General features: G+C 69.6%; 11 protein-coding genes. 8 read left to right on the forward strand and 3 right to left on the reverse strand.

All coding sequences use genetic code 11. From position 1 onward, the window contains the following. Positions 1–92: 92 nt before the first annotated feature. Genes paaZ through FHY06_RS08195 form a run of 3 tightly spaced genes read left to right on the forward strand, consistent with a single transcriptional unit; the run spans position 93 to position 3,534 of the window. Positions 93–2,165: a phenylacetic acid degradation bifunctional protein PaaZ gene (paaZ, locus tag FHY06_RS08185; protein WP_184604402.1), complete on the forward strand. Its 2,073-nt coding sequence runs from the start codon at positions 93–95 to the stop codon at positions 2,163–2,165. Continuing rightward, positions 2,165–2,944, forward strand: a complete 780-nt coding sequence (locus FHY06_RS08190) for an SDR family NAD(P)-dependent oxidoreductase (protein ID WP_260310161.1) — start codon at positions 2,165–2,167, stop codon at positions 2,942–2,944. The genes paaZ and FHY06_RS08190 overlap by 1 nt, the downstream gene beginning before the upstream one ends. A 29-nt stretch (positions 2,945–2,973) precedes the next feature. Further along, the gene (locus FHY06_RS08195) at positions 2,974–3,534 is read left to right on the forward strand and encodes a methyltransferase family protein (protein ID WP_019654328.1); all 561 of its coding nucleotides are present in this window, start codon (positions 2,974–2,976) and stop codon (positions 3,532–3,534) included. Positions 3,535–3,626: 92 nt separating this feature from the next. Here FHY06_RS08195 and FHY06_RS08200 read toward each other — a convergent pair whose 3' ends face one another. Beyond that, complete coding sequence (locus FHY06_RS08200; RefSeq protein WP_126182722.1) at positions 3,627–4,001, reverse strand: hypothetical protein; 375 nt, start codon at positions 3,999–4,001, stop codon at positions 3,627–3,629. Between the two features lie 238 nt (positions 4,002–4,239). Here FHY06_RS08200 and FHY06_RS08205 point away from each other — a divergent pair, with 238 nt between their 5' ends. The 5 genes from FHY06_RS08205 (at position 4,240) to FHY06_RS08225 (ending at position 8,974) form a co-directional block, all read left to right on the forward strand. Continuing rightward, complete coding sequence (locus FHY06_RS08205; RefSeq protein WP_260310162.1) at positions 4,240–4,692, forward strand: hypothetical protein; 453 nt, start codon at positions 4,240–4,242, stop codon at positions 4,690–4,692. 173 nt (positions 4,693–4,865) lie between these two features. After that, positions 4,866–5,462 (forward strand): phosphatase PAP2 family protein, encoded by a 597-nt coding sequence (locus tag FHY06_RS08210; protein ID WP_019654331.1) that lies wholly within the window; start codon positions 4,866–4,868, stop codon positions 5,460–5,462. After that, the gene (locus FHY06_RS08215; RefSeq protein WP_184604404.1) at positions 5,459–6,520 is read left to right on the forward strand and encodes a glycosyltransferase family 2 protein; all 1,062 of its coding nucleotides are present in this window, start codon (positions 5,459–5,461) and stop codon (positions 6,518–6,520) included. Before FHY06_RS08210 ends, FHY06_RS08215 begins: the two co-directional genes overlap by 4 nt. Continuing rightward, on the forward strand, positions 6,517–8,145 hold the full coding sequence (locus FHY06_RS08220) for an ArnT family glycosyltransferase (protein ID WP_019654333.1): 1,629 nt from the start codon (positions 6,517–6,519) through the stop codon (positions 8,143–8,145). Before FHY06_RS08215 ends, FHY06_RS08220 begins: the two co-directional genes overlap by 4 nt. After that, positions 8,138–8,974, forward strand: a complete 837-nt coding sequence (locus FHY06_RS08225) for a ChbG/HpnK family deacetylase (RefSeq protein ID WP_184604407.1) — start codon at positions 8,138–8,140, stop codon at positions 8,972–8,974. Before FHY06_RS08220 ends, FHY06_RS08225 begins: the two co-directional genes overlap by 8 nt. Before the next feature lie 13 nt (positions 8,975–8,987). On the opposite strand, the gene FHY06_RS08230 is transcribed toward FHY06_RS08225, so the two are convergent. After that, on the reverse strand, positions 8,988–9,590 hold the full coding sequence (locus tag FHY06_RS08230) for a flavin reductase family protein (protein WP_126182719.1): 603 nt from the start codon (positions 9,588–9,590) through the stop codon (positions 8,988–8,990). A 25-nt stretch (positions 9,591–9,615) separates the two neighbouring features. Next, positions 9,616–11,187 carry a TerC family protein gene (locus FHY06_RS08235; protein ID WP_026346342.1) on the reverse strand — a complete coding sequence of 524 codons (1,572 nt, stop codon included), beginning with the start codon at positions 11,185–11,187 and terminating at the stop codon, positions 9,616–9,618. Between the last annotated feature and the right edge of the window lie 235 nt (positions 11,188–11,422).

Consider the following 11,422-nt stretch of genomic DNA (forward strand, 5'->3'; position numbering starts at 1 on the left):
CCTCCACCGCCGCGCAGCCTTCGAGGACGTGGCTGCCCCCATCCCAGCCTTCCCCCAGAGGGGGAAGGAGCAACACGCAAAGGACCCGCACCATGACCACCACCCTCCAAAGCTACATCGCCGGCCGCTGGATCGGCCAGCAGGCCGCGCAGCAGCTGCGCAGTGCCGTCAACGGCAAGCCCGTGGCCGCCACGCATGCAGAGGCCATCGACTTCGCCGAGGCGCTGGCCCATGCGCGGCGCATCGGCATCCCGGCGCTCATGAAGCTCGACTTCCAGCAGCGCGCCGAACGCCTGAAGGCGCTGGCCAAGTTCCTCGCAGCGAACAAGGAAACGCTCTACGCCATCTCAGCCCACACCGGCGCAACGCGCGCCGACAGCTGGATCGACATCGAAGGCGGTGCCGGCACGCTGAGCGCCTACGCCGGCATCGGCACCAACGAGCTGCCCTCGGGCAACCTGGTGCATGAAGGCCCGGCCTTCCCGCTCGGCAAGAAGGGCGGCTTCGCGGGCACGCACATCCTGGTGCCGCGCGGCGGCGTGGCGGTGCACATCGACGCCTTCAACTTCCCGGTGTGGGGGCTGCTCGAGAAGTTCGCGCCGAGCTTCCTCGCGGGCATGCCCTGCATCGGCAAGCCGGCCACGGCCACCAGCTATCTCACCGAGGCGCTGGTGCGGCTGATCGTGCAGTCGGGCATCCTGCCCGAAGGCGCGCTGCAGCTGGTCATCGGCAGCACGGGCGACCTGCTCGACCGGCTTGAAGGGCCCGACGTGGTCACCTTCACCGGCTCGGCCGACACGGCGGCGAAGCTGCGCGTGCACCCGAACATCGTGCGCCAGTCGATCCCGTTCAACGCCGAGGCCGACTCGCTCAACTGCGCGATCCTCGCGCCCGACGTGACGCCCGACGACGAGGAGTTCGATCTCTTCGTGAAGGAAGTGGCGCGCGAGATGACCGTGAAGGCCGGCCAGAAGTGCACGGCCATCCGCCGCGCGATCGTGCCGCTACAGCACCTCGACGCGGTGGCCGAGCGCCTGCGCGCGCGGCTCGCGAAGACGGTCGTGGGCGACCCCTCGCGCGAGGAAGTGCGCATGGGGGCGCTGGCATCGCGCGACCAGCAGGCCGACGTGGCCGAGCGAGTGGCCACGCTGCTCAAGGGCGCGGAGCTGGTGTACGGCGAGCGCGACGGCTTCTCGCCGGTGGGCGACGGCGTGGTCGAAGGCGCCTTCTTCGCGCCCACGCTGCTGTTGAGCCGCAAGCCGCTCGAACACGACGCGGCGCATGACGTGGAGGCCTTCGGCCCCGTCAGCACGCTGATGCCCTACGACGGCATCGACGAGGCGCTGGCGCTGGCCGCGCGCGGCCGGGGCAGCCTGGTCGGCACGCTGGTCACCCGCGACCCGGCCACCGCTGCCAAGGCGATTCCGGTGGCTGCCGCATGGCACGGCCGCCTGCTGGTGCTCGACCGCGAGGCCGCTGCCGAATCGACCGGCCACGGCTCGCCGCTGCCGCAGCTCAAGCACGGCGGCCCGGGCCGCGCGGGCGGCGGCGAGGAACTGGGCGGCCTGCGCGCGGTGAAGCACTACCTGCAGCGCACCGCCGTGCAGGGCTCGCCCACCATGCTGGCCGCCATCACCGGCGAGCACGTGCGCGGCGCGGCCGTGCGCGAGAGCGAGGTGCATCCCTTCCGCCGCTACTTCGAGGACCTGCGCGTCGGCGACTCGCTGCTCACGCACCGCCGCACGGTGAGCGAGGCCGACATCGTGGCCTTCGGCGGCATCTCGGGCGACTACTTCTACATGCACTTCGACGAAGTGGCGGCCAGGGAGTCGCCCTTCGGCAAGCGCATCGCGCACGGCTACTTCGTGCTGTCGGCGGCGGCGGGCCTGTTCGTGTCGCCCTCGCCGGGGCCGGTGCTGGCCAACTACGGCCTCGATACGCTGCGCTTCACCAAGCCCGTGGGCATCGGCGACACCATCCGCGCGCGCCTGACCTGCAAGCGCAAGATCGACCGCAACAAGAAGGACGCGAGCGGCCAGGGCCAGGGCGTGGTCGCATGGGACGTGGAGGTGACCAACCAGGACGGCGAGCTGGTCGCCAGCTACGATATCCTGACCCTCGTCTCCAAGAAGCCCGAAGCCGCTGCAGCCTCGGCCAACGCCTGATGCAATCTTCCTCGTCCTCCATGTTCGACCTCACCGGCAAGGTAGCGCTCGTCACGGGCGGCAACGGGGGCATCGGCCTTGGCATGGCCCAGGGCCTTGCCAGGGCCGGCGCCCGCGTCATCGTGGCCGCGCGCAATGCGCAGAAGTCGGCCGCGGCGGTCGAGGCACTGAAGGCGCTCGGCAGCGACAGCTTCGCGCTGGAGGCCGACGTGAGCGACGAGGCCTCGGTGCAGAAGCTGTTCGACGAAGCCGCCGCGCGCGCCGGCCGGCTCGACATCCTCGTCAACAACGCCGGCACCAACATCCGCAAGCCGGTCGACCAGCTCCCGCTGGACGACTGGCACAAGGTGATGAACACCAACCTCACCAGCGCCTTCCTGTGCAGCCGTGCCGCGCACCCGCATCTGAAGGCCGCGGGCGGCGGAAAGATCATCAACATCGGCTCGATGATGTCGATCTTCGGCGCGGCCTACGCGCCGGCCTATGCGGCGAGCAAGGCCGGCATCGTGCAGCTCACCAAGTCGACGGCGCTCTCGTGGGCTCCCGACAACATCCAGGTCAACGCGATCCTGCCCGGCTGGTTCGAGACCGAGCTGACCGACGGCGCGCGCAGCCAGGTGCCGGGCCTCTACGAACGGGTGAACGCCCGCGCCGCCGCAGGCCGCTGGGGCCAGCCGGCCGACATCGCCGGCACCGCCGTGTTCCTCGCGAGCGCAGCGTCCGACTACGTGACCGGTACCGCAATACCCGTAGACGGCGGCTTCTCCATTTCGGGCTGAAGCCCGCGGGCCGTGTAAATTCGCCGGCCATGCTCTTCTGGATCCAGATATTCCTTCTCGTCGCCGGCACTGCCGCGCTGGTGTACGTGTCGCGCGGCCCGCTGAGCCAGCCGGGCTCGCACGGCTTCTACCGCTTCTTCGCGTGGGAGTGCATGCTGGTGCTGATCGTGCTGAACCTGCCCTGGTGGCACGACGATCCGTTCTCGCCCCGGCAGATCGTTTCCTCGCTCTTCTTCGTACTGTCGATCTGGCTGCCGATCCACGCGGTGCGGCTGCTCAAGGCCCAGGGCAAGCCCAGCGACGCGCGCAACGACGATCCGGCGCTCTACGGCTTCGAGAAGACCTCGGCCATCGTCAGCAGCGGCGCGTTCCGCTACATCCGCCATCCCATGTACACGGCGCTGCTGCTGCTGGCATGGGGCGCCTTCATGAAGCAGTTCAGCTGGCTCACGCTCGCGCTGGTGCTGGCGGCCACGGTGCTGCTGTTCATGACGGCGCTGCGCGACGAGCAGGAATGCATCGCGCACTTCGGCGACGACTACCGTGCATACATGCGCGGCACGCGGCGCTTCATTCCGTTCCTGTTCTAGGGCCTGTCGCCCCGCTCGAGAAGGCGCAGGCACTTCCGCTGCGCCAAAGAGAAAGCGCCCCGTCAGGGGCGCTATTCACGTGGTTTCGACGCTCAGCACGCCTTGCCGTGGGCGGCGTGTGCGCCCTTGGCCTTCGCGTCGGCTTCTGACATGTACGAGCCGCGCTTGGTCTTGCCGAAGTACTTGTCGTTGGCGCAGTGATAGACCTTGCCGTTGACCCATACCTGGCCGGCGGCGGGTGCCGCTGCAGTCGTGGAGGCGGCAGGCGCGGCTGCGGGCTTGGCCGCTGCTGCAGCGGGTGCGGCCGCAGCAGGCGCAGCAGCGGGCTTCGTCGCCGCAGGAGCAGGTGCCGTGGCAGCGGCCGGCGCGGTGGCAGGGCTGGTCGTCGCGGGAGCGGCTGGTTGCTGTGCAAAGGCAGAGACGGCAAGGACGGAACTGGCCGCCAGCAGGAAAAGGGTCTTCTTCAAGATCGCTCCTTGTGAATCGCACGAAAGCACGTGCATGCAGCGACCAACGCGCTCGCAGCAGCGCAGTTGACGAATGTTTACGCCGATGTGTGACGAGCCGTACGGCGCGAGACCTTTTTCACGTTCGCAAGGCGCTTCAACCTCGACGCCCTTTTTCATACGGGCGTCATCCTGAACCTTGCGGGATGCTGACCCGCCCGATCAGGTTCGGTTCACACGAGCCTCATAGCATTCGCCCATGCTGTTGCTCGCACGCGTCCGCCGTTTCGTCGACGCACACCACAAGGCGTGGTGTGTGGCGGGCATGCTGCTCATTCTTCTGCAGCCCTTCATCGCGGTCCATTTCCGCTGCGACGGGCTGGAAGACGAGCCGATGCTGCGCGTGCGCAGCGCCAGCGACACCACCCAGTTCGAAGCCGACGACCGCGCGGACCACCCGTCCGATCGCGAGACCACGCTGTTCGCACAGGCTCCTGCGAGCACCGACCATCCCGATGCCTTCGACCTCGCGCTGAGCACGCTGATGGCGATGGTGCTGGCGCTCCTGCCGCTGGCGCTGGCCGTCGCACGGCTCGCGGTTCCCATCGTGCGCGAAGCGCCCGAACACGTGCCTCCGCACGGCGGCGCGCCACCTCCCTCGCAGCCCTGGCGGCGCCTGCCGCCCACCGTCGCACCACCTTCCGCCACCTGAGACACGACGCCTCGTGCGTCGAGGCGGTCTGCTGCGTCCTGCAGCGGGCCATCTCTTCCCCTGTCGAAAGGTTCGACCATGTCCGGTTTCGCTAGTTGCGCCCGTGGTGGCGCGTGGCTTCGCTCGCCCATTTTTTCCTTCCACTTCCCGATCGCGCCGAAGAAGGTGGCGTCATGAATTCGCTGAATCTCGCGCTCTTCCAATGGCTCACGGCCGGCACGCAGCCGACGCCGTGGGTGCTGTCCGTCGCATCCGCCTTCGCGCTCTGGGGCAGCTGGGTGAGTGCGGCCCTGGTCGTGTTCGCGCTGTGGCGGTATCGCGAGGAACGCGCCTACCTGTGCATCGTCGCGGCCTTCGCGGGCCTCTCGTCGATGGCCTCCCATGCGATCGCCCAGGCAGTGAACGCGCCGCGCCCCTTCGTGCTCGGGCTCGCACCCGCCTACATCGAGCACGCCGGCCGCGGCTCGCTGCCGAGCACGCACGCGACCGTGATGTTCATGGTGGCCCTGGCCTTCCTGCTGCGCCCGGGGCTGCGCAGGCTGGCCATGCCGCTGCTGGCGCTCGCGGCCCTCACGGGCTGGGCGCGCGTCTACGTGGGCGTGCATTTCCCGATCGACATCGCCGCGGGCCTGCTGCTCGGAGGCGCCATTGCGGGCGCGCTCCTCGTCGTGCAGCTCCTGGCGCATCGCTTCTTCTCTTTTCCAGCGTCGCCGGCCGGCCGCGCCCGCGACAACAGGCAAGCGGCCGCTTCTTTCTGGAGGCATCCATGATTTCCTCGACCGACAACGGCCGGCATGCACGCGCGCCGATGCGCATGCCACAGGCCGAAGCCCTCCCCGCCGCGCGCGCGGACACCGACGTGCCGCATGCGGCACCCGATTCGACGCGCAGCATCTCCTGCGTGATCCCGTGCTTCAACGAAGCCGCGAACCTGCGGCACCTGCTGCCGCTGCTGGAGGACATCCTCTGGGACACGCGCATGCGCTGGGAGATCATCGTGGTGGACGACGGCAGCACCGACGACACCGTCGCGGTGGCCGAGGCATGGTGCGAGCTCTCGGGCTTTCGCTGCATCTCGCTGTCGCGCAACTTCGGCAAGGAGGCCGCGCTCACCGCGGGTCTCGCCGCCGCCACGGGCGACGCGGTGGTGCTGCTCGACGGTGACCTGCAGCATTCGCCGGAACTCATCCACACCATGATCGCGCAGTGGGTGGCCGGTGCCGAGGTGGTGTACGCGGTGCGCGAGCAGCGCAGCGACGAGAGCCGCTTCAAGCAGCTCGGCAGCAAGCTCTTCTACAGCCTGATCAACGGGTCCGACCGCTTCACCGTGCCCAAGGACGCGGGCGACTTCCGCCTGATGGACCGCAAGGTGGTCGACGCGCTCATGAGCCTGCCCGAGCGCAGCCGCTTCATGAAGGGCCTGTACGCCTGGGTGGGCTTCCGTGCGGTGGCACTGCCCTACACGCCCGCGCCGCGCGCGGAAGGCAAGAGCACCTTCAACAAACGCCGGCTGGTGCGCCTGGCCATGGACGGGCTCACCGCCTTCACCACCTGGCCGCTGCGCGCGGTCAGCGTGGCGGGCCTCATGCTCGCGATACCGGCCTTCGCCTACGGCGCCTTCGTGGCCATCAACTACCTGCTGTTCGGCAACGAAGTCTCGGGCTGGACCACCATCGTGGTGAGCCTCATGTTCTTCATCGGCATCCAGATGATCTCCACCGGCATCGTGGGCGAATACATCGCCCGCATCTACGAGGAAGTGAAGGGCCGGCCGCTGTACGTGGTGCGCCGCGAACGCGGCACGGGACTCGAGACCGGAAAGACATGAAACGACCCGCTTCCCCATGGTGGACCGCTCCTCAACCCATATGGCTCATCGCAGCCCTGCTCGCCTGGCTGCTGGCCACGGCATGGATGCGTCCGTTGATGGCGCCCGACGAGGGCCGCTACGGCGGCGTCGCGCTCGCCATGCTGCACTCGGGCGACTGGCTCGTGCCACGGCTCGACGGACTGCCCTTCTTCCACAAGCCGCCGCTCTTCTACTGGATCGGCGCGGCGGCGATGTCGATCGCAGGGCCCGTGGAATGGGCGGCGAGGCTGCCCTCCGTGCTGGGCGGCGCAGCGGCGGCCGCGGCGCTCTTTCTCTTCCTGCGCCGCTGGTCGACGGTGCGCCTGGCGCTGCTGTCCACGGTGGTGCTGGTGACCACGCCCTTCTTCTTCCTGGGCGCGCAGTTCGCCAACCTCGACATGCTGGTGGCGGGCTGCATCTCGGCCACGGTGCTGCTGGCGGCGGGCGCGGCACTGGCCCGCGAGCGCGAGGAGCCATGGCGCGCGCTGCTGGCCGGCGCCTGGCTGTTCGCCGCGGCCGGCCTGCTGGCCAAGGGGCTGATCGGACTCGTGCTGCCCGCGATGGTGATCGCGATCTGGTGCGCCGCAACGCGCAGGCTCGGGGCACTGCGCCTCGCGCTGTGGCTGCCCGGCTGGGCCGTGCTGCTGGCAGTGGCCGGGCCGTGGTTCGTCGCGATGCAGCTGAGATATCCGGAGTTCTTCGACTACTTCGTCGTCACCCAGCACTTCCGGCGCTTCGCGTCGTCGGGCTTCAACAACGAGCACGGCTTCTGGTTCTATCTGCCGGTGCTGGCGGGCCTGACGCTGCCGTGGTTCGCATGGGTGTTCGTGCCTCGCGGATCGGACGACGCGACGAACGACGCCGCGGCGCGCCACCGCCAGCCGGACATCGACCGGCTGATGTGGATATGGCTCGCGGTGATCGTGGTGTTCTTCTCGCTGCCGCGCTCCAAGCTGGTGGGCTACGTGCTCCCGGCGCTGCCGCCGCTGGCGTACCTGATCGCGCAGCGCGTGCTGGCGGGACGCCCGCTGGAGACCCTGCTGCCGAAGGTGCGCGCGATGACGGTGGCGGCGGCCGCGGTCTGCATCGGGTGCGTGATCGCCGTGATGGTGTATTCGTCGCCGCCGGGCTCGCGGCTGCGCCTGCCGGCTGGGCAAGCGGTGGCACCGGGTGAACAGGTGCTGATGCTCGACACCTACAACTACGAGATTCCGTTCTACTGGAACCTGCGCGAGCCGGTGATGGTGTCGGACGACTGGAAGGCCGCGGCCGAGGACACGCGCGACAACTGGCGCAAGGAGATCTTCGACGCGAGCCGCTTCGATCCGGCGCGCGCGGCGCGCACGCTGGTCGACCGCACGGAGCTCGCCGAAGTGCTGTGCGTGCCGCGCACCACCTGGATCGTCGGCGCGAACACGGCGCACCTCGCCAACCCGTGGCTGCACCATGCGCAGCTGGTGGTGGTGAACGACGGGCTGGCGGCCTGGCGCTTCAAGGGCAGCGCCACGGGCGACCCGCATTGCCTGGACACGGTGCCCTTCCCCGACCCGGCCGCCGCCCCGGCGCCCGCCCACACCACCGGAACGAACGGCGGCAATGGCTGAACCGCGCCGCTACCTGTGCATCTGCGCCGACGACTTCGGCATGAGCGCCGGCATCAACTCGGCCGTGCTCGACCTCGCCGCGAAAGGAAAGATCTCGGCCACCAGCGGCATGGTGCGCCGCGAGGCCTGGCTGGCAGGCGCGAGGACGCTGCGTCAGCTGGAGCCCTCGGAATTCGACGCCGGCCTGCACCTCGACCTCACGCGCCCCGCGCATGCCGGCGGCCCCGAGCCGGGCCTGGCCGGCCTGATCGCGCGCACCTGGACGCGCACGGTGTTCTCGCCCGGGCTAGAGGCCGACATCCGCGACCAGTTCACCCGCTTCGAGGACGCCATGGGCCGCGCGCCCGCCTTCGTCGACGGGCATCGGCACGTGCACCAGTTCCCGGTGGTGCGCGAACTGCTGGTGGAGGAGATCGCGCGGCGCTATCCCTCGTCACCGCCCTGGATCCGCAACACGGCGCCGGGCTTTCGCCAGGGCCCCGACCGGCTGAAGGCCGAGATCATCCACGCGCTGGGCGGCGCGCGGCTGGCTGCGCTGGCCGAACGCCGCGGCATTCCGACCAGCGGCCGGCTGCTGGGCGTCTACGGCTTCTCGGGCGACATCAACAGCCACGAGCAGCGGCTGCGCGAATGGCTCTCGGCCAGCCGCACCGGCGACGTGCTCATGTGCCATCCGTCCGCCGGCCTCATGCCCGGAGATCCGCATGGCGGCGCGCGGTTGCGCGAATACACCGCGCTGCTCGCGCTGGAGCCCGCCCAGGCCCTGCGCGATGCGGGAGGCAGCGAGGTCACGCTCGCACCGCTCACCCGCTGCCTGCAGCCCGCCTGAGCGCGGGCTTCCTCTAGCGGGGCAGCATCCGCGCGTCGACCGCTTCGCCATCGACGATGAAGTGCCCGCCCGCCACGTGGTGCAGCGTGCGCAGCTCGTCGTGTCCGTCGAAGTGCCAGCGCCCGTTGGAGAACACCCGCTCGTCGGCCTGCGCGGCGATCACCTCGCCGAGGAACAGGTCGTAGCGCTGCTGGATGGCCGGCTCTGGCAGCAGCCTGCATTCGAGCCACGCGGCGCAGCCTTCGAGCAGCGGCGCGTCGATGGCAGCGCCCGCGAAGGTCGAGAGGCCGTAGGCGGCGAACTTGTCCTGCCCCGGCTGATCGGCGATCTCGCGGCCCGACGTGTTGCCCAGCGTCTCCGTCAGGTCGAGCTGCGCGCGCACCGGCACCTGCAGCGCGAAGCTGCCTGCGCCTTCGAGCAGTTCGCGCGTCCAGGTGCTCTTGTCGAGCACCACCGCCACCTTGGGCGGATCGAAGTCCAGCGGCATGGCCCAGGCTGCCGCCATGATGTTGCGCCGGCCGCCGTGCGCGGCGCTCACGAGCACCGTGGGACCGTGGTTCAGCAGGCGGTAGGCCTTGTTCAGTGCGACGGGCTGGCGGTGGGTGATGGCGTTCATGGCGGGCGATGGATCAGGACGTGGATCAGGTCTCGGGCTCTTCCACCGGCACCCGGCGGACGGCGACCGTGCGGATGCGCTGCGCATCGACGTCGGTCACCACGAAATCGTACCCGTCGTGCGTCCAGCGGGCATCGCGCGCGGGCAGCCCGCCGAAGCGCTCCAGCAGCAGGCCAGCGACCGATGTGTAGCTGTCGTCATCGCTGACGAGGCCATGGGTCTGCAGCGCCTGCTCCAGCAGATGCAGGTCGGCGCTGCCGGAGACGGTCCATGCATCGGGCGCGGTCTGCAGAATCTCCAGCGTCTCGTCCTCGTCGGGAAACTCGCCGGCGATGGCCTCCAGCACGTCGATGGGCGTCACCACGCCGCTGAGCGTGCCGTGCTCGTCGCTGACCAGCGCGAGCTGGCCGCGCGCGCCGCGCAGCGTGTCGATGAGGCGGATCGCGGTGGTCGACTCCGGCACGTAGATGGGCGCGCGCAGGCCGGCGCTCTCGTCGATCCGGCCGTTGCGCAGCAGCTGGCCCAGCAGGTCCTTGGCGCGCGCCACGCCCACCACCTCGTCGAGCGAGCCCCGGCACACGGGGAAGATGCCGTGCGGCGTGTCGAGCAGCTGCTCGCGCACCGCCACCGGGTCGTCGTCGAGGTTCACCCACGAGACATCGGCGCGCGGCGTCATCACCGAACGCACGGTGCGCTCGGCCAGCGAGAGCACCCCGCTCACCATGTTGCGCTCCTCGATCGCGAAGGCCGGTTCTTCCTGTGCCTCTGGCGTCGCGTCGGACGCGCCCGCACCGGCGGGCACGGGCTCGCCGCGCACCCTGCCGCCGAGCAGCCGCAGCACCGACTCGGCCGTGCGCTCGCGCAGCGGCCTGCGCGCCTCGTGCTTGAGCGCATTGCGCCGCGCCCACTGGTTCAGCGCCTCGATCATCACGGAGAAGCCGATGGCGCCGTACAGGTAGCCCTTCGGAATGTGGAAGCCCATGCCCTCGGCCACGAGGCTCAGGCCGATCATCAGCAGGAAGCTCAGGCACAGCATCACCACCGTGGGATGCGCGTTGACGAAACGGGTGAGCGGCTTCGAGGCCCACAGCATGATGCCGATGGAGATGACGACCGCCGCCATCATCACCGGCAGGTGGTCGACCATGCCCACCGCGGTGATGACCGCATCGAGCGAGAACACCGCATCGAGCACGACGATCTGCGACACCACCAGCGAGAAGCTCGCGTAGGCCACCGGACCGGTGGCCGTGTGCGCCGCCACGCCTTCGAGCCGCTCGTGCAGCTCCGACGTGGCCTTGAAGAGCAGGAACAGACCGCCCCCCAGCAGGATCAGGTCGCGGCCCGAAAAGCCGTGCCCCCACACGTGGAACAGCGGCGTGGTCAGCGTCACCAGCCACGAGACGATGGACAGCAGCGCCAGCCGCATGATGAGCGCGAGGCTCAGGCCGATGAGCCTGGCCTTGTCGCGCTGGCTTGGCGGCAGCTTCTCCGCGAGGATCGCGATGAAGACGAGGTTGTCGATGCCCAGCACGATCTCCAGGACGACCAGCGTCAGGAGACCGAGCCAGACGGCCGGGTCGGAGAGCAGTTCGATCATGATGGGAGCAAGGAAGAAGCACGCACACCGCTGCAGCGCAACATGCCGCGGCCCATGCCGCAAAGGGGCGGCTCGGGAGGCGACTGGGGAGGCGGAGAGCGCAAGAAGGCCGCGTGGATGTCAGCCGCGGCGCCGCTTTGCGGGGAAGAGATGAGGGTTGAAGCGAAGGCGGTGCTGGCGCATGCCAGCGGCCTACTGGGAGGCTCGGAAGAAGAGTTCACCCGCGCAGTTT

The organism is Variovorax atrisoli, assembly GCF_014195185.1.
GTDB lineage: Bacteria > Pseudomonadota > Gammaproteobacteria > Burkholderiales > Burkholderiaceae_C > Variovorax > Variovorax atrisoli.